Genomic DNA, 23,150 nt, shown 5'->3' with positions numbered 1-23,150 from the left:
TTGGTCTATGGATGATGATGGACACAGTCCACGGTCAGTCCACCTTCTGTAACCCTCAGTAGCTACTAACAGTAGACGTAGAGGTTTGACCCACGGAGGGGAGGGAGTCTCCTCCGTATAGTGGGACTTGGTTCCGTCAGTCCACCCTCTGTAACTCTCAGTAGCTACTAACAGTAGACATTAAGGTTTGACCGGAGGGGCGGGCCTCCAGCCCTTCCAATTACGGGGACTTGGTGGCGACGCGAGATGAACCGCCCCACCCCCTGCGCTTTAGTGGGGACACCCCTACGGGGGGAATCGCCGCGCGTCCTTGATATCAAATGCCCTCGCAGATTTTTGATATCTGAAGGGTCGGGCAGCTACAAAAAAGAATGCCGGGGACCATCGGTCCACCGGCAGCTTTCTTTCCGACTTGATTGGGCGCGTTGCGTTAGAAGTCGCGGACGAACTCCCCGGCATGCCAGTTCCAATAGAGTTCCTTTCTGCCTAGCTTCACGTAAAGCGATGCACGGGACAGTTCTACGCGACAACGGCCAATCTCAAGAAGCACTAGTAGTTCCCCTGTAGTCGCCCGACGGTGGGCGAGTGGCATGCATTCTCCGGATGCCCGCGTGATACGTCACGCCAACTAGCGGCCCTTGCGATGCGCCTATGCGTTCGCCGATAGTGTTTCGGCCGAAGCGTCTACGATTGTGGATTCATTGCGTTGCATCCAAGCAGCTTCCCCTGTGTCCACGAAGTGCTGTAGCTGCATGCGCATAGCTGTGGTCATGTCGAGATGACCAGCTTCACGGAGCATGCTCCTAAACATGCGCTCCGCCTGTAGCTGACGGGGACCCAGTTCGCGATGCAGAGCGATGATCTGAGAGTGTGTCCGCTGGGCTTGGCGGCTCCGCGTGAGGTCATCGGCCTGTGCGAGAGCGGCGATAGCGAAGCCCTCGCGATTTAGAGCCTTGTGGCTGCCAAGTGCCCGGGCGGCAGCAGCCCTTAGCAGCATTTCGTCCGCGTAGTCCTCTAACGCCTTGGGATCGGCCGCGTACGCGTACGCGCGTCGGCCAGCGTGATACGCCGTCACAAGTGCTTTCGACCTACGCCGGTAGATGATCGCGACTGCCGAAGCAGTGAACGCCACCAGGGCGACCGTAATCCCCAAACCTGCAGCCATAGCTTCCCCCTGTCTGCTTGCCGCACTGTTCCCCTATCGCAAGCTAGATCACAGAGCCAACGTAGACAAGGCGGCTGTGGCGTGTTCCTGCTGAAGATGGCCGTAGTGCTTTTCGATCATGCGAACGGACGTGCCAGCCAGCTGGGCTACGGTGAATAGATCGAGTCCGCTTGTTACCAAGTCAGTGATTGCAGAATGGCGAAGCGTGTATGCAGTCGTCCCAGAGGGAAGATCGGCGGCTTGGACGGCTTCAGTGATGGGCTTCTTCCAAGCATCCTTATTCCACTGCCCGCCAGCTGCACGCATGAAGATGAAGGCTGCTGGCAGCTTGCCCTTCACGTGTTGGCGCAGGAGGTCGGCGGTTTCCTTCGGGACCACGATTGAGCGGCCCGCGCCCGCCTTGTCGCGGCTAATCACCAACGTGCCCCGCAGAGAATCGAAGTCGGAGACGCGGGCTTCGGCCAGCGCACCGGGTCGCAGCGGTAGGAGGCACAACCCCCGGCAGAATGCTTCAGCGTCGGCGGGCAGTTCTTTCAGGAGTGCGCGGCGCTGTTCCTTGCCGAGGTATAGGGTCCGCCGCCCTTCGGCCTGAGCGGGCTTCAAGGCCCCGCGCCACGCGTTCGCTGTTAGAGCTTCGCCGTTGGTTAGCGCCATGTTGAGCGCAGCCCGAAAGGGGGTCATAACGCGATTGACGCTCGCAGTCGTGCGCTCCCGGGTGACGCGCGGGCCGACCTTGTTACGCGAGACTTGGGCCGGTGTCGCTTCCAACCGGTCACGCCATGCGCGAACCTGCCGATCTGTCAGCTTGTGAACCAGCACCTTGGCGATGGGATCATCGTAGACATGCCGGGTGAAGTACTTACCGGCATCGGGCTTGTTCTTGGCGTAGCGTTCGCACACTTCGCGCACGGTCAGAGCTTCGGTCGAGCCGCCTGCGGACAGATGCAGCATCCATTCCCGCGCTTCCTTCGTCGCGGCTCCGAACCGTTCGCTTGGCGGAAGGTGGCCGAAGTCACCCAGCGACCGCAAAGACCGCTTACTGCTGTCTGTGTCATTGAACTTGGCGATCCACGTTCCGCCCTTGCCCGAAGTAGAGGGGCGATAGCCAATGGCTTGGCCGGTAGCCAAGGTGTGCCAGTAGGGTTCGCGTCGGGGCTTCAGTCTCTCTCTGTTGCGAACCGTACTCAGATCTGCCACCGCGTCGTCCCCCCTGCTTGAATCAATGGGCGGGGAGTCTATCAGGCGAGTACGGCAAAAGTACGGCAAACATAGTGGTCCGTATGGGGTCTCATGGGTCCACAATTCAAATACTTAGATGCTCATGGGGGCTAGTGGGAGCCTAATTCTCACCCTTGACATGGTAGGGGTCACAGGTTCGAACCCTGTACCGCCCACCAATCGAATCAACGGCTTAGCCGCCTTCGATTGGCCCGAATCCGGAAATGCCGGAAGGATCAGGAAAACCGCCTTCGCTGGCGGTTTTTTGTTTTCGGGCCCGCGGCTCGATCCTCTATACATCCCCTCCACCGGCGCTGGGCAGACTGGCCGCATGCCGGAGGGTCCGTCCATCGTCATCCTGCGCGAACTGACCGAGGATTTCGTCGGCAAACGCGTGCTGCAGGTGGGCGGCAACACCCGTACGATCGAGCCGTTCCGGATGAAAGGCCTCGCGGTGCGGCGCGTGGCCAGTTGGGGCAAGCATTTCCTCGTCCAGTTCGACGGCTTCGTGCTGCGCGTGCATTTCATGCTGTTCGGCAAGTACGCCATCGACGAGGACCTGCCCGATCGCGTGCCACGGCTGCAACTGCGCTTCGCACGCGGGCGCCGGCTCAACCTGTATGCCTGCTCGGTGCGCTACCTGGAAGGCGACATCGACGGCCTGTACGACTTCAGCACGGACGTGATGAGCGACGCCTGGAACCCGCGCGCCGCGTTGCGTGCCCTGCGTGCGCAACCGGACACGCTGGCCTGCGACGCGTTGCTGGAACAGGACGTGTTCTCCGGCGTGGGCAACATCATCAAGAATGAGGTGCTGTTCCGCATCCGAGTGCATCCGGAGAGCCGCGTTGGCGCCCTGCCCCCGACGAAACTGCGCGAACTGGTCGAACAGGCGCGCGAATACAGCTTCGACTTCTACCACTGGAAAAAGGCTTACGTGCTGCGCAAGCACTACCAGGTGCACACCAAAACCGAGTGCCCGCGCGACGGGACGCGGCTGTCCTATGCGAAGGCGCTCGGACGCAAGAAGCGGCGTGCGTTCTGGTGCCCGGAATGCCAGCGGCTGTACCGCTGACGCCAGCCTGTCAGATCGTCAGGCTGGCCGACTTCAGCCGCTGGATCTCGTCGCGCAGGCGCGCCGCGTCTTCGAATTCCAGATCGCGGGCGTGCTGGTACATCTGTTGCTCCAGCGCCTTCAGTTTGGCAGCCAGCTGCACCGGGTTCAGCACCCCGTAGTCGGCCGATTCCTCGGCTACGCGGCGCGCCTTGCCGCGCCCGCTCTTGCCGTCGTTGGCCGCCTCGCTGCGCGCGCCTTCGAGGATGTCGACGATGGGCTTGGCGATCGACGTCGGCACGATGCCGTGCGCGGCGTTGAACTCCAGTTGCTTCTCGCGGCGGCGCTCGGTTTCGTCCAGCGCCGCCTTCATCGAATTGGTGATGCGATCGGCGTACAGGATCGCCTTGCCGCGCAGGTTGCGCGCGGCGCGGCCGATGGTCTGGATCAGCGAACCGGACGAACGCAGGAAACCTTCCTTGTCCGCGTCCAGGATCGCCACCAGCGAGACTTCGGGCATGTCCAGCCCTTCGCGCAGCAGGTTGATGCCGACCAGCACGTCGAACTTGCCCAGGCGCAGGTCGCGGATGATCTCGACGCGCTCGACCGTTTCCACGTCGCTGTGCAGGTAGCGCACCTTGACTCCGTGCTCGCCGAGGTATTCGGTCAGGTTCTCGGCCATGCGCTTGGTCAGCGTGGTGACCAGCACTCGGTCGCCCCAGGACACGCGCTCGTTGATTTCCGAAAGCAGGTCGTCGACCTGGGTCGCCACCGGGCGGATCTCGACCTCGGGATCGACCAGGCCAGTCGGCCGCACGACCAGTTCGACCACCTCGCCGTTCGATTCGCGCAACTCGTATGGTCCCGGCGTGGCCGATACGTAGATGCTGCGTGGCGAACGCGCTTCCCATTCCTCGAAGCGCAGCGGCCGATTGTCCAGTGCGGAAGGCAGGCGGAAGCCGAATTCGACCAGGGTTTCCTTGCGCGAACGATCGCCTTTGTACATCGCGCCGATCTGCGGCACGGTCACGTGCGATTCGTCGACCACCAGCAGCGCGTCCGGCGGCAGGTAATCGAACAGCGTCGGCGGCGGCTCGCCCGGTGCCTTGCCGGTCAGGTGGCGCGAATAGTTCTCGATGCCCGAGCAATAACCGACCTCGGCCATCATCTCCAGGTCGAACTGCGTGCGCTGGGCCAGCCGTTGTGCCTCGACCAGCTTGTTCTGCGCATACAACAGTTCCAGCCGTTCCTTCAGTTCGATCTTGATGGTGTCGATGGCCGCGAGGATGCGGTCGCGGGTGGTCGCGTAGTGGGTCTTCGGGTAGACCGTGTAGCGCGGGATCTTGCGCAGGGTTTCGCCGGTCAGCGGGTCGAACAACGACAGGCCTTCGATTTCGCCGTCGAACAGCTCGATGCGCAACGCTTCCACGTCGCTTTCGGCCGGGTGCACGTCGATCACCTCGCCACGCACGCGGAAGGTGCCGCGTTGCAACTCGAATTCGTTGCGCGTGTATTGCAGCGAAGTCAGGTGGCGGATCAGTTCGCGCTGGTCGATGCGCTCGCCCCGCGACAGGATCAGGCGCAGCGACAGGTAGTCTTCCGGCGCGCCCAGGCCGTAGATCGCCGATACCGTGCCGACCACGATAGTGTCGCGCCGCGACAGCAAGGCCTTGGTCGCCGACAGGCGCATCTGCTCGATGTGCTCGTTGATCGAACTGTCCTTCTCGATGAAGGTGTCCGACGAGGGCACGTAGGCTTCCGGCTGGTAGTAGTCGTAATAGCTGACGAAGTACTCGACCGCGTTGTGCGGGAAGAACGACCTGAACTCGCCGTACAGCTGCGCGGCCAGGGTCTTGTTGTGGGCCATCACCAGGGTCGGCTTCTGCACCGCCTGGATCACGTTGGCGATGGTGTAGGTCTTGCCCGAGCCGGTCACGCCGAGCAGGGTCTGCCTGGCCAGGCCGGATTCGAAACCTTCGATAAGGCGTTCGATGGCCTGCGGCTGTTCGCCGGCGGGCGAATACGGGGCGACGAGCTGGAAACGATCGGACATGGCGGTGGCCGGCGGGGGACATTCCAGTATAGCCGCGGCGGGTTTTCCACCTGTAAAGGCCGGGCCGGACTATTCCTACGGTACATCGCGCCTCCGCCTGATGGGAACCGGCCCATCCCTGCGCCAAGCTGGCTTCCACGCACAAGGAGGTGTGCCCATGCGCAGGACGCAAGCAGGTTTCAGTCTGGCCGAGATGGTGGTGGCGATGGCCGTCGTCGCAATACTGGTGGGCGTCGCGCTGCCCGCCTACCAAGGCGCCCGTGAGGCCGCCTATGCTGGCGCCGCCCGCGCGGCAGTCGGCGAAAGCCTGTTGAAGGCGATCTCCCATGCCGCCTTGACCGGCAGCGAGGTAGTGCTCTGCCCCGGCGATGCGAACGGCTGCCGCGCCAGCATCGACTGGAGCCATGGCTGGATGGCTTTTGCCGATCTGGATGGCGATCGCCAGCGCACTCCCAACGAAACCTTGTTGCACGAACAGGTTTCGCTTGGTGGCGATGTCCACCTGCGCAGCACGGTGGGCCGCACCCGGCTGGTTTTCCAGCCCAATGGCGGCAATGCCGGATCCAATGTCACCTTCACCGTCTGCGATGGCCGCGGCCCTGCCAAGGCGGTAACCCTGGTCATGGCCAACGATGGGCGCCTGCGCAATGGCGTTCCAACGGGCGCGGCGGCCGAGGCCTGCATGCATCCGATGCCGTGACGAATCGCGCGCTGCGCCCCCGCAGGCGGCGCGACGTGCCCATGCAGGCCCATTGGTAGAATGGCTGCCTCACTGCCACCACCGGCTTCGTCCATGTCCGCATCGCTCACCGCCCATTACGCCGCCGAACTCGAAAACATCCGCGCCCAAGGCTTGTTCAAGTCCGAGCGCATCATCACCAGCCCGCAATCGGCCGAGATCGAACTGGAGGACGGCCGCAGGGTGCTGAACTTCTGCGCCAACAACTACCTTGGCCTGGCCGACCACCCTGACATCATCGCCGCGGCGAAAGAAGCGCTGGATACGCACGGCTTCGGCATGGCCAGCGTGCGCTTCATCTGCGGCACGCAAGACCTGCACAAGCGACTGGAGAAGACCATCGCCGACTTCTTCGGCACCGAGGACACCATCCTCTACGCCGCCTGCTTCGACGCCAACGGCGGCCTGTTCGAGCCGCTCCTGGGCGAGCAGGACGCGATCATTTCGGATGCGCTTAACCACGCCTCGATCATCGACGGCGTGCGCCTGTGCAAGGCACAACGCTTCCGCTACGCCAACTGCGACATGGCCGACCTGGAGAAGCAACTGCAGGCGGCCGAGGCGGCTGGCTGCAAGACCAAGTTGATCACCACCGACGGCGTGTTCTCGATGGACGGCTTCATCGCCCCGCTCGACGAAATCGTCGCGCTGGCGAAGAAGTACGGGGCCTTGGTGCATATCGACGAATGCCATGCCACCGGCTTTCTCGGCAAGACCGGGCGCGGCTCGGCCGAAGTGAAGGGCGTGCTGGACCAGATCGACATCTTCACCGGCACGCTGGGCAAGGCGATGGGTGGCGCGCTGGGCGGCTTCACTACGGCGAAGAAGGAAGTGATCGAACTGCTGCGCCAACGTTCGCGCCCTTATCTGTTCTCCAACTCGCTGCCGCCGCACGTGGTGGCTGCAGGCATCAAGGCCTTCGAAATGCTCGCCGCGGCCGGGGACCTGCGCGAGAAACTGGCTGAAAACACCGCTTACTTCCGCGAGAAGATGACCGCGGCCGGTTTCGACGTGAAGCCGGGCGTGCACCCGATCAGCCCGGTGATGCTGTACGACGCGCCGCTGGCGCAGCGCTTCGCCGAGCGCCTGCTGGAAGAAGGCATCTATGCCATCGGCTTCTTCTTCCCGGTCGTGCCCAAGGGCCAGGCGCGCATCCGCACGCAGATGAGCGCCGCGCATACGCGCGAGCACCTGGACCACGCGATCGACGCCTTCATCCGCATCGGTCGCGAGTTGGGCGTGCTGAAAGGCTGAGCAGATCAGCCCCTACCGAGCGCGGCGACTTCCGCCGCGCTCAACTCGCGCCACTGCCCTTTCGCCAATTCGCCGAGCTTCAGCTCGCCGATGGCGACGCGCACCAAACGCAGCACCTTGATGTCGAAGGCCGCGAGCAGCCGCCGTATCTGCCGATTGCGGCCTTCGTCCAGGACGATTTCCAACCAGGCATTCTTCGCGCCGGCACGCAGCAACACGGCCGACTTCGCCGACAACCGCTCGCCGTCGGCTTCGACGCCATCGACCAATCGCGCCAACAGGACGACATCCGGGATCGCATCGACCTGCACGTGGTAAGTCTTGTCCGGGCCGGATAGCGGATCGGTGATGCGCGCGGCCCATTTTGGATCGTTGCTGAAAAGCAGCAGGCCTTCGCTGGCCTTGTCGAGGCGCCCGACCGGCGCGATCCAGCCGATATCCTCGCCACCATCCAGGCTCGCGCCGTCGAAACAGCGGTAGACGGTGTCGCGACCTTGTTCGTCGCGTGCCGTCGTCACCAGCCCGCGGGGCTTGTTCAACGCCAGGTAGATGCGGCGCGGCGGCGCGTCCAGCTCGCGGTCGTCGACGGCGATGCGCGCGGCGCCGTCTACGATCGGGAACTCGGGATCCCGGACGACACGCCCCTCCACTCGGACACGGCCCTCTGCGATCCATTTCGCCGCTTCACTGCGCGAGCACAGCCCGCGCTTGGAAAGCACCCGCGCCAAACCGTGGCGCGGAGCACTGCGCGCGCCGGCTTTGCGTGGCGGACGCACTTCGAGGCTTACTTCTTCTTTTTGCCCGGCGCCGGTGTTTCTTCCGCAGGCGCAGCCACCGGCGCGGCGGGGGCAGGCTTGGCGGTGTCCACGCGACGGCCGACGCTGTAGCCGTTCGCTTTCAACCAGGCATCGAAGTCGTCGGCGGTCATGCGCTTGCCGCCCTGGGTCATGTTGAAGCGATACGGCGTGTTGTCGAACGCGGTCTTCGGTTTGTACGCGGCCGGATCATTGGGTCGTGCAGCACCCGGAGCCGGCAGCGACGCAGTGTTGTGGCAGCTCTCCACGCGCAGGCGCAGCAGCACCTGGTCGACCGATTGGCTTTCGTCGAATCCTTGCGCAAGCACGCCTCGCGGCGCTCCCAACTGGCTGGCGATGCTGGTGAACTCGCCGGAAACCGGCACCAGCACCGTCGGTTTCGCCGACAAAGGCGGCGTCGCCGAGATATCGGCGCAATTGACCGCCGCATGCACGCCTGGGGAAACCAGCAGACCCAGCAGCAGGAACGAATGGATCCGGGGCATCGCGTCACTCCATGTTCGATAGCGCCGCAGTCTAGGCAGCGACGCACGGAAACACAACGCGCTGTTCATCGGCTTGCCATCGACCGCACAAAACATCGAGGCACTTGCCGACACGCACTGCGATGGAATCGAACTCGCCGGCCATGGATCGCGAACCGGAAAAACGAAGCCCGGCATGAGCCGGGCTTCGGGTGTTGCTGCGAACTCGCGTCCGATCAGTTCTGGACGTTCAGCTCGGTGCGACGGTTCTTCTCGCTCTTGCAAGCCGGGAACTTCTGACCCAAATCTTCCAGCGGGCGGCTCTCGCCGTAACCGGTCGGACCCGCTAGGCGGCCGGCGTCGATGCCGTTGCTGGTCAGGTAGTCGTACACGGCCTTGGCGCGACGCTCGGACAGACCCTGGTTGTAGGTGTCCTTGCCGCACTGGTCAGTGTGGCCGGCCACTTCGACGCGGATGTCCGGATAGCGCTTCAGGATTTCCACCGCTTCGTTCAGGATGGCCACCGCGTCAGGACGCAGGGTCGCCTTGTCGAAGTTGAAGTTCACGCCGTTCAGGTCGATGGTGACCGGGGCCGGGGCCGGAGCGGGTTCCGGAGCCGGGGCCGGCGGCGGCGGCGGCGGCGGAGCCGGCTCGGCCTTCGCGCCCAGCGGGATCACCACGCCGACCGAAGCGAGCAGGTCGCCGAAGCTGTCGGCGTCGTCGATCGAGCCGTCATACGACGGGCCGATGGCGCTGTCGTCGAAGTCGATGCGATAGGCCAGTTCGGCGCGGACGCCGACGCGACCCACGTCAGCCTGGAGACCGCCACCCAGCTTGGCAGCGAAATTGCCTTCCTTCCGCTCGTGCGGCGAATCGATCGCGTTGACGACGTATTCTTCTTCCGAACGCTGGTAACCCAGGCCGGCGACGACGTACGGATGCCACTTCTTCTCGCCCAGCCAGAAATGACGGCGCAGATCCAGCGAGATGCCGTACTGGCTCCAGTTCAGGTCGACGTTCTTGACCAAGTTCGGGTTCTGGTAGTTCAGCTCACCATCCACCGACCAGTTCGGGCTGATGAACTTGCCCAGTCCAATGGCACCGAAGCTGGTGTCGTCGGTATTGCGATCGTTGTCCTGGACGTTGACGCCGGCCGAACCGGTCAGGTACCAGCGATCGTCGAACTCCTGAGCGGAAGCGGCCTGCGCCACGCCCAGGCCGGCCAGCAGTGCGGCACAGAGAAGTTTTTTATTCATTTGCAGCTCCTTAATCAGGTTTGTAAAGAAACCAGTTTGCCTTCCTACCACGTGCCGAACCCGCAGGCACGCATGTGACGGCCACGACCCGCAACCGACTTGGCGTAAAGACTAGGGGAAACCAAGTGAAGGCCGTGTTAACACTAACATAACAATGCAGGACACCGGGTGTAAACCCGTCGCACCCCCTATTCTAATTGCCATACAGGTAGCTGAACAACCGTCGCATGCAAGTCTTAATCCTGCTCACGGTTGCCGGGTAGTCAGAATACCCGGTCCCGATCAGCCTGCGGCCAACATCGATCGCCGGAGCGCCTGCATGTCGTTGCCATCCTGCAACGCATTGGTCCTGGCGTGGCTCTTGGCGCCATGACTGTCAGGCCCGATGCTGGCCCGCATGGACGCCATGACCTCTCTGCCTTCGCTGTTCCTTTCCCACGGCTCGCCGATGCTGGCGATCGAGGATTCCCCGACCGGGAGGTTCCTCGAAGGTCTGTCCGGGCAGTTCCCCAAGCCACGGGCAGTCCTCGTCGCTTCGGCCCATTTCATGGCGCCCTCGCCTACCCTGACGGCAACGAGCCGGCCGGCGACCATCCATGATTTCGGCGGCTTTCCAGCTCCTCTGTATGAAATCCGCTACCCGGCTCCGGGCGCGCCCGAGCTGGCGGCGAGGGCTGCGGACCTGCTGGTCGAAGCCGGCTTCGATGCCCGCCAGGATCCCGGGCTCGGCATCGACCACGGCGTCTGGGTGCCCTTGCGCCGGATCTATCCTGAAGCCGACATCCCGGTCGTCGCGCTGTCGGTGGACCCTCGCCGCACAGCCGAATGGCATTACCGGCTGGGCCGCGCCCTGGCGCCCGTGCGCGCGGAAGGCGTGCTGGTGATCGGTTCGGGCGGGTTCTCGCACAACCTGCGTGCCCTGGCCTGGGGCGAAAGGGGTGCGCCCGAATTCCCTTGGGTGAGCGCATTCACCGAACCCCTGCGCGAAAAGCTGCTGGCCGGCGACATCGACGGCGCGCTGGACTGGACCTCACTCCCGGAGGCAGCACGCAACCATCCCACCCCTGAGCATCTGTTCCCGTTGTACGTGGCGCTCGGCGCCGGCGGTGAGGGCGCGCGCGGCCGGCTACTGCACCGGGACGTGGAAATGGGCGCACTGGCGCTGGATGCCTTCGCCTTCGAAGGAGCCGTCCGATGAAAGCCGTTGCCCTGACCCGCTATCTACCCATCGACGATCCGCAATCGCTGGTCGATATCGAACTGCCGAAGCCCCAGCCCGGCGCGCACGACCTGCTGGTCCGGGTGGAAGCCGTGTCGGTCAATCCCGTCGACACCAAGCTGCGCGCTCCGAAACCGCAGATCGAAGCGCAACCGCGGGTACTCGGCTTCGACGCGGCCGGGGTGGTCGAAGCCGTGGGCGCCGATGTCTCGGGATTCAGGCCTGGCGACGCGGTCTACTACGCAGGCGACGTGACCCGGCCCGGCAGCAATGCGCAGTTCCAGCTGGTCGACGCACGCCTCGCCGCGCACAAGCCGGTTTCGCTGGATTTCGCCGCTGCGTCCGCGCTGCCGCTGACTGCGCTTACCGCATGGGAATTGCTGTTCCAGCGCATGCCCTATGCCTTCGAGGGCGGCGGTGCGGGTAAGACTTTGTTGGTGATCGGCGGTGCTGGCGGCGTGGGTTCCATCGCCATCCAGTTGGCGAAGCTGGCCGGCTTCTCCGTCGTGGCCACCGCTTCCCGCGCGGAAACCATCGCATGGTGCCGATCGCTCGGCGCCGACCACGTCATCAGCCATCGCGAATCGCTCGCGCTGCAGTTGCAGGAACTCGGCGTCGCGTCGGTCGACGCGGCACTGAACCTGGCCGACACCGACCACTACTGGAAGGAACTGGGCGAGCTGCTCGCGCCACAGGGCCATGTCGGCCTGATCGTCGAACCCAAGGGCGAACTGCGCATCGGCGACCCGTACAAGATGAAATGCATCGGCATCCATTGGGAATTCATGTTCGCTCGTCCGCGCTTTCGCACCGCAGACATGGCCGAACAGGGCCGCATCCTCGCGCGCGTCGCCGAGCTGGTCGATGCCGGCAAGCTACGCGGCACGCAGACCGCAACGCTCTCGCCGATCAACGCGGCGAACCTGCGCGAAGCGCATCGGCGGCTGGAATCCGGCGCGAGCATCGGCAAGCTGACGCTGTCGGGCTGGTAAGCGGCTGCTATTGTTTCCGACATGCCGGAAACCGCGATCGCCGAACTGCATGCCCGCTTCGACGCCCTCGGCATCGAACGCCTGCGCGTCAACGGCGGCGCCAAATGGACCCAGTTCCCCGACTGCATCGGCGCCTTCGTCGCCGAGATGGATTTCGGCACCGCGCCGGCGGTGAGCGCAGCGCTGGGCAAAGCGGTCGCCCGGGGCAGGCTCGGCTATGCCACCGCCCAGCTGTTCGGCGAACTGGCCGCCGCGGCCGCGCAATCGCTGTCACGACGGCATGGCTGGCAGGTGCCCGAGCAAGCGATTCGACCCGTGCCGGATGTAATCAAGGCGCTGGAAGTGATGTTGCGCTTCCACCTGCCCCCGGGCGTGCCGGTGATCGTGCCGACGCCGTGCTACATGCCGTTCGTGCCGCTGATCGAACAGCTCGGCCATGTGGCGATGCAGATTCCTTTGCGCCGCGACGGCGAACGTCCCGCCCTGGATTTCGACCGCATCGACGCCGCCTTCGCTTCCGGCGCACGCGCCCTGCTGCTGTGCAATCCGCATAATCCGGTCGGCCGCGCATACGAACGCGAGGAACTGCTGCAACTGGCCGGCATCGTCGAACGCCACGGCGCGCGCGTGTTCGCCGACGAAATCCACGCACCGCTGGTCTACGCCGGGCATCGCCACCTGCCCTATGCCGCGCTGTCGCCAGCCAGCGCGGCGCATGCCATCACCACCGTCTCGGCGTCGAAGGCGTGGAATCTGGCCGGGATGAAATGCGCGCAGATCGTCTTCTCCAATCCCGACGACCTGCGCACCTGGCAGCGTCGCGGCCACCTGCTGACCAGCAACAGCACCAGCACGCTGGGCGCGATCGCGCACATCGCCGCCTATCGAGATGGCGGCGACTGGCTGCAGGCGGTGCTGGCCTACCTGCAAGGCAACCGTGACCTGCTGGCCGATTTCCTGCGCGAACGCCTGCCGCAGATCGGCCACTTCCGACCCGAAGGCACCTATCTGGCCTGGCTGGACTGCAGCGCGCTGGCGCTGCCTTTGCCGCTCGGGCGCTGGTTCCGCGACAACGCCGGGGTCGCGATGACCGATGGCCGCGAATGCGGCGAAGGCTTCGATCAGTGTGTGCGCCTCAACTTCGCCATGCCGCGTCCACTGCTGCGGCAAGCTCTGGAGCAGATCGCCGAAGCCATCGACGATGCTCCCGGCAACCACCGCCCACCTACCCCGGACCTGCCTAGCCGATGAATTTCGCCAAGCGCTTCGCCCAACTCGTCGTTGGCCTGTTCCTGTACGGCATCGGCATCAGCCTGATGGTTCGCGCGGCGCTGGGCATCGCGCCGTGGGACGTGCTGACCCAAGGCATCGCGAAACAAAGCGGCTGGTCGTTCGGCCTGCTGACCAACGTCATCGGCGCGGTGGTGTTGCTGCTGTGGTGGCCGATCCGGCAGAAGCCCGGACTGGGCACCGTGCTCAATGTGTTGCTGATCGGGCCTAGCGCCCAGTTCGGCCTGTGGCTGTTCCCCGGGTTCGGCGCCCTGCCGATGCAGGTCGCCGCCTTCGCCGCCGGGATGGGCGTGCTAGCGCTGGCCACCGGGCTGTATATCGGCGCCGACTTCGGGCCGGGCCCGCGCGACGGGCTGATGACCGGCCTGCACCGGCGCACCGGCTGGCCGATCTGGGCCGTGCGCACCGGCATCGAGGCCGCGGTACTGGCGCTGGGCTGGTGGCTGGGCGGCAATGCCGGATGGGGCACGCTGGCCTTCGCCCTGCTGATCGGGCCGATGTGCGCGGCGACCCTGCGCTGGTTCGCACCCAACGTGCGCCCGGCCGAACGGCCGATGCTGGATTCGCCTGCCGACTGACCTACGCTTGCCCGCCACGCGGATTCCCGGCACCCTGCGCGCTCCATACGCACGCGCATGCCAGATGACGACGCCGGTCGCCGCGGTCCCCTCGCCCTATCCCCACCTGCTTGCCCCGCTCGACCTGGGCTTCACCACACTGCGCAACCGCGTGCTGATGGGCAGCATGCACACCGGCCTGGAAGACCGCGCACGCGACTTCCCGCGACTGGCGGCGTATTTCGCCGAGCGCGCCGAAGGCGGCGTGGGCATGATCGTCACCGGCGGCTTCGCCCCCAACGTGGTGGGCTGGCTCAAGCCATTCGGCAGCAAGCTGTCGTGGCCGTGGGAAGTGCGGCCGCACAAGTTCCTGACCGCCGCCGCGCATGACGGCGGCGCGAAGATCTGCCTGCAACTGCTGCACGCCGGGCGCTACGGCTACCACCCGCTGACGGTAGCGCCGTCGAAGCTGAAGGCGCCGATCAATCCGTTCACCCCGCGCGCGTTGTCCGCGCGCGCAGTCGAGCGCCAGATCGATGCCTACGCCGCCGCCGCGCGCCGCGCGCGCGAAGCCGGCTACGACGGCGTCGAGATCATGGGTTCGGAAGGCTATTTCATCAACGAATTCACCGCGCCGCGCACCAACAGGCGCAACGATGCCTGGGGTGGCACGCCGGAAAAGCGCATGCGTTTCGCGGTGGATATCGTGCGCCGCGTGCGCGAAGCGGCCGGACCCGATTTCATCATCGTCTACCGCCTCTCCTTGCTCGACCTGGTCGAGGACGGCAACCGCTGGGACGAGATCCTGATGCAGGCCAAGGCGGTGGAAGCCGCGGGCGCGAGCATCATAAATTCCGGCATCGGCTGGCACGAGGCACGCGTTCCCACCATCGTCACCTCGGTGCCGCGCGCGGCCTTCGTCGATGCGACGGCCAAGCTGAAACCGCAAGTGCGCGTGCCGCTGGTCGCGACCAACCGCATCAACATGCCCGAGGTCGCCGAAGGCATCCTCGCCGCCGGCAAGGCCGACATGGTGTCGCTGGCGCGCCCGTTGCTGGCCGACCCGCAATGGGTGGAGAAGGCGCGCGCCGGCCGCAGCCACGCCATCAACACCTGCATCGCCTGCAACCAGGCCTGCCTGGACCACGTGTTCGAAAACAAGCTGGCCAGTTGCCTGGTCAATCCGCGCGCCTGCAACGAAACCGAGCTCGTCTACAAGAAGACCTACGCGCCCAAGCGCATCGCCGTGGTCGGTTCCGGCCCCGCGGGACTGGCTTGCGCGACGGTCGCCGCCGAGCGTGGCCACCGCGTGACCCTGTTCGATGCTGCGGATGAAATCGGCGGCCAGTTCAACGTCGCCAAGCGGATTCCCGGCAAGGAGGAATTCCACGAAACCCTGCGCTACTTCCGCCACAAGCTGGAGGAAACCGGCGTCGACCTGAAGCTGTCCACGCCCGTGGCCGCGCCGATGCTGGCCGAATACGACGAAGTGGTGCTCGCGACCGGCATCGTGCCGCGCAAGGTGGATTTCCCGGGACACGACCACGCCAAGGTCGTCGGTTACCTCGACGTGCTGGCCGGACGGGTGCGGGTCGGCGAACGCGCGGCGCTGATCGGAGCCGGCGGCATCGGCTTCGACGTGGCCGAATTCCTCGTGCAGGAAGGCGAATCGCCGTCGCTGGACCCGGCGCGCTGGATGGCCGAATGGGGCGTGGATCCGACCTTCGAAACCCGCGGCAGCCTAGTCGAACCGCACGTGGAGCCGCCGACCCGCGAGGTCTGGCTGCTGCAGCGCAGCCCGGGCAAGCCGGGCGCCCGGCTGGGCAAGACCAGCGGCTGGGTGCACCGCGCCACGCTGAAGGCCAAGGGCGTGAAGATGCTGGGCGGGGTCGAATACCTCGGCGTCGATGATGCCGGCTTGCGCATCCGCGTGGACGGGACGGAACAGGTCCTGCCCGTCGACCACGTGGTGATCTGCGCCGGTCAGGAGCCGCGTCGCGAACTGCAGGCGGAGCTGATCGCCGCAGGCAAGACGCCGCACCTGATCGGCGGCGCCGACGTGGCGGCGGAACTGGATGCCAAGCGCGCCATCGACCAGGGCAGCCGCTTGGCCGCCCGCCTGTAGGAGCGCGCCTGGCGCGACCGTAATTGGCTGCTTGCAGAATTTTCCACGTCACTTCGTTTTCCGGTCGCGCCCAGGCGCGCTCCTACAGAGTAAAAACTCCATTCCGGATCAGTGACTTAGCCAGAAAGTCAAGCTTGCGGGTTCAGCCGATGTTCGGCTTTGTGCCCGTACCTTGCGCCGACTTTCCGGCCCGCCACCCAGTTCTGGCAGGCCCAGCCGGCCCCGATCTTCGGCCGGCCAACGGGCAGCCCGTGTGAAGGCTGCCTCCCCATAACGCCCCAGACGCGTCCAACCCACGGCCTTCCCTGCGTTACCAGGGAAGACGCGGACGCGGGCAAGACGAAGCAAGGAGTTCCCATGAAACTGGCCTGGATCCTATGGCTGTCGCATGTGTTGCCGCAGCCGGCCGCCGATTCTTTGTGCCTTTCCACCACCGTGTACCTGGAAGCCCGCGACCAGACCCTGCGCGGCCAGCAGGCGGTGGCCGAAGTCGCCCTGCGCCGCCTCGACAGCGGCCTGTGGGGCGATTCGATGTGCGAGGTGGTCACTGCGCGCAAACAGTTCGCCCCAACCCTGGTCCCGGCCAATACCCGGCTGAAGAACGACGACGCCTGGGCCGCCTCGATCAAGGTTGCGCTGGGCGCGGAACGCAACTGGGCGTTGCCGCCGGGCCAGCGCAGGGAAATCGTGCCGGGCGCCAGCCATTTCGCCGCCCACGCCATCGCCAGCCCGAGCTGGCGCAACGCCTACCAGGTGGCAACCATCGGCGACCACACTTTCTATCGCGTGCAGAAGCTGCGCCCGCGCGGCTGACCGGTCCGGCCGGTGTGCAAAGAAAAAGCCGCGCGTCGCGCGGCTTTTTCATGCGTGTCGCAGCGAGAATCAACGCTTCTCGATCGGCACGAACTCGAGGTCTTCCGGCCCGGTGTAGTTCGCGCTGGGGCGGATGATCTTGCCGTCGATGCGCTGTTCGATCACGTGCGCGCTCCAGCCGCTGGTCCGCGCGATCACGAACAGCGGGGTGAACATCGCCGTCGGCACGCCCATCATGTGGTAGCTGACCGCGCTGAACCAGTCCAGGTTCGGGAACATCTTCTTGATGTCCCACATCACCGTTTCCAGCCGCTCGGCGATGTCGTACATCTTGGTGTTCCGCTGTTCCTCCGACAGTTCCCTTGCGACCTGCTTGATCACCTTGTTGCGCGGATCGCCGACCGTGTAGACCGGGTGGCCGAAACCGATCACCACTTCCTTGCGCTCGACCCGCGCCTTGATGTCGGCTTCCGCCTCGTCCGGCGTTTCGTAGCGTTTCTGCACTTCGAACGCGACCTCGTTGGCGCCGCCGTGCTTGGGCCCGCGCAGCGCGCCGATCGCACCGGCGATGCACGAATGCATGTCGCTGCCGGTACCGGCGATGACCCGCGCGGTGAACGTCGATGCGTTGAACTCGTGCTCGGCGTACAGGATCAGCGAGGTGTGCATCGCGCGCACCCACGATTCCGGCGGCGGCTCGCCGTGCAGCAGGTGCAGGAAGTGGCCGCCGATGCTGTCGTCGTCGGTCTCGACGTCGAGAACCTTGCCGTTGTGGCTCCAGTGGTACCAGTACAGCAGCATCGAACCCAACGACGCCATCAGCTTGTCGGCGATATCGCGCGCGCCCGGATGGTTGTGGTCGTCCTTTTCCGGCGACATGCAGCCCAGCACCGACACGGCGGTGCGCATCACGTCCATCGGGTGGGCCGACGGCGGCAGTTCCTCCAGCGCGGCCTTGACCGCCGCCGGGATGCCACGCAACGCCTTCAGCTTGGCCTTGTACGCACGCAGTTCGGCCTGGTTCGGCAGCTTGCCGTGCACCAGCAGGTGGGCGATCTCCTCGAACTCGCTGGTGGTGGCCAGGTCGAGGATGTCGTAGCCGCGGTAGTGCAGGTCGTTGCCGGTACGACCGACCGTGCACAGCGCGGTGTTGCCGGCGGCGGTGCCGGACAGGGCGACGGACTTCTTCGGCTTGAACGCGCCGGCGGAAGCGGTGGCAGGATTTGTCTCGCTCATCGTCAGGTCTCCTGGATCGTGTCTTGTTCGTTCGCCACGTCCGCGCGGAACGCGGCGGTCATCGGCGATGGCCGACCGGGCGGCCCGGATGCGTTTGCTTCGGTGAAGCGGCCGCAAAGCCGCGACAGCACGCGCCGGAGGGGGAACCGGACAGGGCACGCGCCGTGCCCGGCCCGCCGGCCGACCATTCCGCCAGCAAAGGCATGCGTACTGCGGTCATTTCTTCGCGAACAGTGCGTCGAGCTTCTGTTCGAAGGCGTGGTAGCCGATGCGGTCGTACAGCTCTTCGCGCGTCTGCATCGAATCGACCACGTTCTGCTGGTGGCCGTCGCGGCGGATCGCCGTGTATACGGCCTCGGCTGCCTTGTTCGCGGCGCGGAAGGCGGATAGCGGATACAACTGGATCGCCACGCCGACCGAAGCCAGTTCGTCGCGGGTGAACAGCGGGGTCTTGCCGAATTCGGTGATGTTGGCCAGCACCGGCACCTTCACCGCGTCGACGAAGCGCTGGTAGGTCGGCAGGTCGTAGGCGGCCTCGGCGAAGATGCCGTCGGCGCCGGCCTCGACGCAGGCGATGGCGCGTTCGATCGCCGCCTCGACGCCTTCGACCTGGATCGCATCGGTGCGTGCGATCAGGAAGAAATCCGGATCGGTCTTCGCATCCGCCGCCGCCTTGACCCGGTCGGCCATTTCGCCGGCGGAGACGATCTCCTTGCCCGGCCGATGGCCGCAACGCTTGGCGCCGACCTGGTCCTCGATGTGGCACGCAGCCGCGCCGGCCTTGATCAGCGACTTGACCGTGCGCTCGATGTTGAACGCGCTGGGACCGAAGCCAGTGTCGATGTCGACCATCAACGGCAGGTCGCAGACGTCGGTGATGCGACGTACGTCGATCAGTACGTCGTCCAGCGTGTTGATGCCCAGGTCCGGCAGGCCGAGCGAACCCGCAGCGACACCACCGCCGGACAGGTAGATCGCGCGGTAGCCGGCGCGCCGGGCCAACAGCGCATGGTTGGCGTTGATCGCGCCGATCACCTGCAAGGGCTTCTCGGCGGCGAGCGCGGCGCGGAACTTCGCGCCGGCGGATTGCGGTTGGGTCATGCGACGCCCCGGTTCATGGGTAATCGTTCCATTTTAACGCAGACCAATGGAGCACCTCTAGGAACGCCATGGCGCGCCAAGGCCACAGGGCCGCCGAATCCGACGGGAAAGGTCCCGTGCGGCGGATCAACTGCCCGCCTCGGGGCCGCGTTGCAACGCCTGCCTGACTTCCTCCAGCGCGTTCGGATCGTCCAGCGTCGACAGATCGCCCGGATCGGAACCTTGCGCCAGCGCCTGTAACGAACGCCGCAACAACTTGCCGGACCGCGTCTTCGGCAACGCATTGACGATGTACACGCGTGCCGGTCGCGCCAGCGCGCCCAGGTTCCGTTCGACCGTCAGGCGCATGCCGTCGGCCGCGGCAGCGCGCGCATCGGCGGCTTCGGTGGCCTGGCGCAACGTGGCGAACACCACCGGCACCTGGCCTTTGAGTTCGTCGTTGACGCCGATCACCGCCGCTTCGGCGACCGCCGGATACGACGACACCGACTCCTCGATTTCGCGGGTGCCGAGGCGATGGCCGGCGACGTTGATCACATCGTCGGTACGGCCGAGGATGAAGGTGTAGCCGTCGGCGTCGCGGATCGCCCAGTCCAGCGAGCTGTACAGCAGTTCCCTGAAGTGGCTGAAATAGCTCGCGACGAAACGCGCGTCGTCGCCCCAGATCGTGGTCATGCAGCCCGGCGGCAGTGGCGGCTGCATCACCAGCACGCCCTTCTCGCCCGGTCCCACCTCCGCGCCGCTGTTTTCGTCGATGATCTTCATCGCGTAACCGAGATTGGGAAAACCGGGCGAACCGAACTTCACCGGCTTCATGTCCAGTCCCGGCAACAAGGTCAGCGCCGGCCAGCCGGTCTCGGTCTGCCAGTAGTTGTCGATGACGTGCTTGTCGCCCAACGCATCGTGGATCCACTGGGCGGTCGGTTCGTCCAGCGGTTCGCCGGCCAGGAACAGGTATCGCAGCCTAGACAGATCATGGTCGCGGATGAACGATACATCGTGCTTCTTCAGCACGCGGATCGCGGTCGGCGAGGAGAACATCGTGCGCACGCCGTACTTCTCGCACAGCGACCACCAGATGCCCGCGTCGGGCGCGATCGGCAGGCCCTCGTACAGCAGCGAGGTCGCGCCGACGATCAACGGCCCGTACACGTTGTACGAATGGCCTACCGCCCAGCCGACGTCGGAGGTGGAGAACATCACCTGCCCCGCGCCGACATCGAACACCGTGCGCATCGACAACGCCATCGCCACGGCGTAACCGCCGACGTCGCGCTGCACGCCTTTCGGTTTGCCGGTGGTGCCGGAGGTGTAGAGCAGGTAGCTGGGTTCGTTCGATTCCAGCCATTCGACCGGTACCTCCGCGTCGCCGACTTCCGCGCGCAATGCGGCGTAGTCGACGTCGCGACCTGCGACCTTCGGCTCGGCCGGATCCAGCCCGCGCGAAACTATCAGCACCTTCGGCGGCGGCGTTTGCGCCTTGGCGCAGGCCTCATCGACCAGCGGCTTGTACGGAATGACCTTGCCGCCGCGGCTGCCGGCGTCGGCGGCGATCAGCAGCTTCGGTTGCGCGTCGTCGATGCGCAGGGCCAAGTTGTGCGCAGCGAAGCCGCCGAACACGACGGAATGGACCGCGCCGATCCGTGCGCAGGCCAGCATCGCGAATACCGCTTCGGCCATGTTCGGCATGTAGATCACCACGCGGTCGCCGCGACCGACGCCGAGCTTCTTCAGCACCGCGGCGAAGGCGTTCACCTCGCGATGCAGTTCGCGGTATGAGATCTCGCGGGTGGTGTCGGTTTCGGTCGAGATGGCGACCAGCGCCAGCTGGTCGGCGCGTTCGGCCAGGTGCCGGTCCACCGCGTTGTAGCAGAGGTTGGTTTCGCCGCCGACGAACCATTGGCGAAACGGTGGATTCGAGTAGTCGAGGATCCTTTGCGGCGGCTTGTGCCAGTGGATGGCACGCGCTTCCTCGGCCCAGAACGCTTCTGGTTGTTCGATGGAACGACGATAGGTTTCTTCGTAGCCCACGACCGCCTCCGACCCGCGATGCCCGGCGGCCAGCATAGGCCCAAGCGCTTCCGGCAGCCTTGCGACCTTGGTCTTACCCAAAGAAAAACGCCGGGCAAGCCGGCGTTTTTCGTGGAAGCGTCGAACCTCGGATCAGCCCAGCAGGTGCGCCACGCCGGAACGCTCTTCTTCCAGTTCGGCCAGGGTCTTGTCCATCGCCGCACGGCTGAAGTCGTCGATCGGCAGGCCCTCGACGCGGGTGTATTCGCCATTGGCGGTGGTCACCGGCACGCCGTACATCACGCCTTCCGGGATGCCGTAGCTGCCGTCCGAGGGCACGCCCATGGTCACCCACTTGCCGTTGCTGCCCAGCACCCAGTCGCGGATATGGTCGATGGCGGCGTTGGCGGCCGAAGCGGCCGACGACAGGCCGCGCGCTTCGATGATCGCCGCGCCGCGCTTGCCGACCTGCGGGATGAAGGTGTTGGCGTTCCAGTCGGCGTCGTTGATCTTGTCCTTCAGCGACTGGCCGCCGACGGTGGCGAAGCGGTAGTCCGGATACATGGTCGGGCTGTGGTTGCCCCACACGATCAGCTTCTCGATATCGCCGACGGCGACCCCGGCCTTGGCGGCGAGCTGGCTCAGCGCGCGGTTGTGGTCCAGGCGCAGCATCGCGGTGAAGTTCTTCGCCGGCAGGTCCGGCGCCGACTTCATCGCGATGTAGGCGTTGGTGTTGGCCGGGTTGCCGACCACCAGCACCTTGACGTTGCGGCTGGCGACCTTGTTCAGCGCGGCGCCCTGGGCGGTGAAGATCTTGGCGTTCTCCAGCAGCAGGTCCTTGCGCTCCATGCCCGGCCCGCGCGGACGCGCGCCGACCAGCAGGGCGATATCGGCGTCCTTGAACGCGACCTCGGCATCGTCGGTGCCGACCATGCCGGCCAGCAGCGGGAACGCGCAGTCCTCCAGCTCCATCATCACGCCCTTCAGCGCGGCCTGGGCCTTGTCGATCGGCAGTTCCAGCAGCTGCAGGATCACCGGCTGGTCCTTGCCCAGCATTTCGCCGGAGGCGATGCGGAACAGCAGCGAATAGCCGATCTGGCCGGCGGCGCCGGTCACGGCAACACGAACGGGAGCTTTCATCTGTTTCTCCAGAGGGGAAATACGGGCGCGTTCACGCGTCCTGGATACGGGGAGCAGCCGGCGGATTTTACCCCGCCGCGCGGGTCAGGCGCCGAGGATGCGGTTCCACTCGGCCACGCGGTCGGCATTTGCGGCCAGCACCGGCGCGGCGTCGCCCTCGATGACCACCGACTCGATCAGGTCGCCCTGCTTGACCGCATCGACCACGTCCAGGCCTTCCACGACCTTGCCGAACACGGTGTGCTTGCCGTCCAGCCAGTCGGTCTTGATGTGGGTGATGAAGAACTGGCTGCCGTTGGTGTTGGGGCCGGCGTTGGCCATCGACAGCACGCCGCGCTCGTGGGCGACGCCGTTGCGGGTTTCGTCCTCGAAACGGTAGCCCGGGCCGCCGCGGCCGGAGCCCTCGGGGCAGCCGCCCTGGATCATGAAATCGGCGATGACCCGGTGGAAGTTCAGGCCGTTGTAGAAGCCGCGCTGGGCCAGGTTGACGAAATTGGCCACGGTCAGCGGGGCCTTGTCGGCGAGCAGTTCGACCTTGATCGGGCCGCGCGAGGTGTTGAAGGTGGCGTAAAGGGACATTTTCGCTCCGGATTCGGTGGGGGATGGCCCGATTGGCGGACCCAGCCGGCTATAATACGCCCCATTCCCC

General features: G+C 65.5%; 19 protein-coding genes and 1 tRNA gene. 10 read left to right on the top strand and 10 right to left on the bottom strand.

Going from position 1 to position 23,150, the window contains the following annotated elements:
* Nucleotides 1–1,213: 1,213 nt before the first annotated feature.
* On the bottom strand, nt 1,214–2,293 hold the full coding sequence (locus tag J5837_RS10185; protein ID WP_210536642.1) for a tyrosine-type recombinase/integrase: 1,080 nt from the start codon (nt 2,291–2,293) through the stop codon (nt 1,214–1,216).
* A gap of 195 nt (nt 2,294–2,488) precedes the next feature.
* On the opposite strand from J5837_RS10185, the gene J5837_RS10180 reads away from it, so the two are divergent.
* Nucleotides 2,489–2,562, top strand: a tRNA-Ser gene (locus tag J5837_RS10180).
* Between the two features lie 152 nt (nt 2,563–2,714).
* Nucleotides 2,715–3,458 (top strand): DNA-formamidopyrimidine glycosylase family protein, encoded by a 744-nt coding sequence (locus tag J5837_RS10175; RefSeq protein WP_210536641.1) that lies wholly within the window; start codon nt 2,715–2,717, stop codon nt 3,456–3,458.
* A 10-nt stretch (nt 3,459–3,468) separates the two neighbouring features.
* Here the strand turns inward: J5837_RS10175 and uvrB are convergent, their stop codons facing one another.
* Nucleotides 3,469–5,490, bottom strand: coding sequence for an excinuclease ABC subunit UvrB (uvrB, locus tag J5837_RS10170; protein ID WP_210536640.1), 2,022 nt, complete (start codon nt 5,488–5,490; stop codon nt 3,469–3,471).
* 157 nt (nt 5,491–5,647) lie between these two features.
* Here uvrB and J5837_RS10165 point away from each other — a divergent pair, with 157 nt between their 5' ends.
* Complete coding sequence (locus J5837_RS10165; protein WP_210537003.1) at nt 5,648–6,190, top strand: GspH/FimT family pseudopilin; 543 nt, start codon at nt 5,648–5,650, stop codon at nt 6,188–6,190.
* A 93-nt stretch (nt 6,191–6,283) separates the two neighbouring features.
* Nucleotides 6,284–7,483, top strand: coding sequence for a glycine C-acetyltransferase (gene kbl, locus J5837_RS10160; protein ID WP_210536639.1), 1,200 nt, complete (start codon nt 6,284–6,286; stop codon nt 7,481–7,483).
* 5 nt (nt 7,484–7,488) lie between these two features.
* Here the strand turns inward: kbl and J5837_RS10155 are convergent, their stop codons facing one another.
* The 3 genes from J5837_RS10155 to J5837_RS10145 form a co-directional block, all read right to left on the bottom strand.
* On the bottom strand, nt 7,489–8,259 hold the full coding sequence (locus J5837_RS10155) for a pseudouridine synthase (protein ID WP_210536638.1): 771 nt from the start codon (nt 8,257–8,259) through the stop codon (nt 7,489–7,491).
* Nucleotides 8,260–8,267: 8 nt separating this feature from the next.
* Nucleotides 8,268–8,783: a hypothetical protein gene (locus J5837_RS10150; protein ID WP_210536637.1), complete on the bottom strand. Its 516-nt coding sequence runs from the start codon at nt 8,781–8,783 to the stop codon at nt 8,268–8,270.
* Between the two features lie 215 nt (nt 8,784–8,998).
* Nucleotides 8,999–10,018 (bottom strand): OmpA family protein, encoded by a 1,020-nt coding sequence (locus J5837_RS10145; RefSeq protein ID WP_210536636.1) that lies wholly within the window; start codon nt 10,016–10,018, stop codon nt 8,999–9,001.
* Between the two features lie 397 nt (nt 10,019–10,415).
* On the opposite strand from J5837_RS10145, the gene J5837_RS10140 reads away from it, so the two are divergent.
* The 6 genes from J5837_RS10140 (at nt 10,416) to J5837_RS10115 (ending at nt 17,014) form a co-directional block, all read left to right on the top strand.
* On the top strand, nt 10,416–11,216 hold the full coding sequence (locus tag J5837_RS10140) for a dioxygenase family protein (RefSeq protein ID WP_244755857.1): 801 nt from the start codon (nt 10,416–10,418) through the stop codon (nt 11,214–11,216).
* Nucleotides 11,213–12,229 (top strand): zinc-binding alcohol dehydrogenase family protein, encoded by a 1,017-nt coding sequence (locus J5837_RS10135; protein ID WP_210536635.1) that lies wholly within the window; start codon nt 11,213–11,215, stop codon nt 12,227–12,229. Before J5837_RS10140 ends, J5837_RS10135 begins: the two co-directional genes overlap by 4 nt.
* Nucleotides 12,230–12,250: 21 nt before the next feature.
* Entirely contained in the window at nt 12,251–13,480 is a 1,230-nt protein-coding gene (locus J5837_RS10130; protein WP_210536634.1) for a MalY/PatB family protein, read from the top strand.
* Nucleotides 13,477–14,097, top strand: coding sequence for a membrane protein YczE (yczE, locus tag J5837_RS10125; RefSeq protein WP_210536633.1), 621 nt, complete (start codon nt 13,477–13,479; stop codon nt 14,095–14,097). The genes J5837_RS10130 and yczE overlap by 4 nt, the downstream gene beginning before the upstream one ends.
* Before the next feature lie 64 nt (nt 14,098–14,161).
* On the top strand, nt 14,162–16,201 hold the full coding sequence (locus tag J5837_RS10120; protein ID WP_210536632.1) for an NADPH-dependent 2,4-dienoyl-CoA reductase: 2,040 nt from the start codon (nt 14,162–14,164) through the stop codon (nt 16,199–16,201).
* Between the two features lie 357 nt (nt 16,202–16,558).
* On the top strand, nt 16,559–17,014 hold the full coding sequence (locus tag J5837_RS10115; protein ID WP_210536631.1) for a cell wall hydrolase: 456 nt from the start codon (nt 16,559–16,561) through the stop codon (nt 17,012–17,014).
* 69 nt (nt 17,015–17,083) lie between these two features.
* On the opposite strand, the gene prpC is transcribed toward J5837_RS10115, so the two are convergent.
* The 5 genes from prpC to J5837_RS10090 form a co-directional block, all read right to left on the bottom strand.
* Nucleotides 17,084–18,250 (bottom strand): bifunctional 2-methylcitrate synthase/citrate synthase, encoded by a 1,167-nt coding sequence (gene prpC / locus J5837_RS10110; RefSeq protein WP_210536630.1) that lies wholly within the window; start codon nt 18,248–18,250, stop codon nt 17,084–17,086.
* Nucleotides 18,251–18,466: 216 nt separating this feature from the next.
* Complete coding sequence (gene prpB / locus J5837_RS10105; RefSeq protein ID WP_210536629.1) at nt 18,467–19,351, bottom strand: methylisocitrate lyase; 885 nt, start codon at nt 19,349–19,351, stop codon at nt 18,467–18,469.
* A gap of 126 nt (nt 19,352–19,477) precedes the next feature.
* Nucleotides 19,478–21,382, bottom strand: coding sequence for a propionate--CoA ligase (gene prpE, locus J5837_RS10100; RefSeq protein WP_210536628.1), 1,905 nt, complete (start codon nt 21,380–21,382; stop codon nt 19,478–19,480).
* Between the two features lie 132 nt (nt 21,383–21,514).
* Nucleotides 21,515–22,501, bottom strand: coding sequence for a malate dehydrogenase (locus J5837_RS10095; RefSeq protein ID WP_210536627.1), 987 nt, complete (start codon nt 22,499–22,501; stop codon nt 21,515–21,517).
* Nucleotides 22,502–22,585: 84 nt separating this feature from the next.
* Nucleotides 22,586–23,080: a peptidylprolyl isomerase gene (locus tag J5837_RS10090; protein ID WP_210536626.1), complete on the bottom strand. Its 495-nt coding sequence runs from the start codon at nt 23,078–23,080 to the stop codon at nt 22,586–22,588.
* Between the last annotated feature and the right edge of the window lie 70 nt (nt 23,081–23,150).

The organism is Pseudoxanthomonas helianthi, from assembly GCF_017939625.1.
In the GTDB taxonomy this organism is placed as follows: Bacteria; Pseudomonadota; Gammaproteobacteria; order Xanthomonadales; family Xanthomonadaceae; genus Pseudoxanthomonas_A; species Pseudoxanthomonas_A helianthi.
Note: the sequence above shows the minus strand (reverse complement) of the source record. Positions and strands in the feature narration are given on the sequence as shown.

Excerpts from the sequence above, each read along its gene's own strand:
- J5837_RS10175 (WP_210536641.1), top strand. The coding sequence starts at position 2,715 with ATGCCGGAGGGTCCGTCCATCGTCATCCTGCGCGAACTGACCGAGGAT.
- uvrB (WP_210536640.1), bottom strand. The coding sequence starts at position 5,490 with ATGTCCGATCGTTTCCAGCTCGTCGCCCCGTATTCGCCCGCCGGCGAA.
- J5837_RS10165 (WP_210537003.1), top strand. The coding sequence starts at position 5,648 with ATGCGCAGGACGCAAGCAGGTTTCAGTCTGGCCGAGATGGTGGTGGCG.
- kbl (WP_210536639.1), top strand. The coding sequence starts at position 6,284 with ATGTCCGCATCGCTCACCGCCCATTACGCCGCCGAACTCGAAAACATC.
- J5837_RS10150 (WP_210536637.1), bottom strand. The coding sequence starts at position 8,783 with ATGCCCCGGATCCATTCGTTCCTGCTGCTGGGTCTGCTGGTTTCCCCA.
- J5837_RS10145 (WP_210536636.1), bottom strand. The coding sequence starts at position 10,018 with ATGAATAAAAAACTTCTCTGTGCCGCACTGCTGGCCGGCCTGGGCGTG.
- J5837_RS10140 (WP_244755857.1), top strand. The coding sequence starts at position 10,416 with ATGGACGCCATGACCTCTCTGCCTTCGCTGTTCCTTTCCCACGGCTCG.
- J5837_RS10135 (WP_210536635.1), top strand. The coding sequence starts at position 11,213 with ATGAAAGCCGTTGCCCTGACCCGCTATCTACCCATCGACGATCCGCAA.
- J5837_RS10130 (WP_210536634.1), top strand. The coding sequence starts at position 12,251 with ATGCCGGAAACCGCGATCGCCGAACTGCATGCCCGCTTCGACGCCCTC.
- yczE (WP_210536633.1), top strand. The coding sequence starts at position 13,477 with ATGAATTTCGCCAAGCGCTTCGCCCAACTCGTCGTTGGCCTGTTCCTG.
- J5837_RS10120 (WP_210536632.1), top strand. The coding sequence starts at position 14,162 with ATGACGACGCCGGTCGCCGCGGTCCCCTCGCCCTATCCCCACCTGCTT.
- J5837_RS10115 (WP_210536631.1), top strand. The coding sequence starts at position 16,559 with ATGAAACTGGCCTGGATCCTATGGCTGTCGCATGTGTTGCCGCAGCCG.
- prpC (WP_210536630.1), bottom strand. The coding sequence starts at position 18,250 with ATGAGCGAGACAAATCCTGCCACCGCTTCCGCCGGCGCGTTCAAGCCG.
- prpB (WP_210536629.1), bottom strand. The coding sequence starts at position 19,351 with ATGACCCAACCGCAATCCGCCGGCGCGAAGTTCCGCGCCGCGCTCGCC.
- J5837_RS10095 (WP_210536627.1), bottom strand. The coding sequence starts at position 22,501 with ATGAAAGCTCCCGTTCGTGTTGCCGTGACCGGCGCCGCCGGCCAGATC.
- J5837_RS10090 (WP_210536626.1), bottom strand. The coding sequence starts at position 23,080 with ATGTCCCTTTACGCCACCTTCAACACCTCGCGCGGCCCGATCAAGGTC.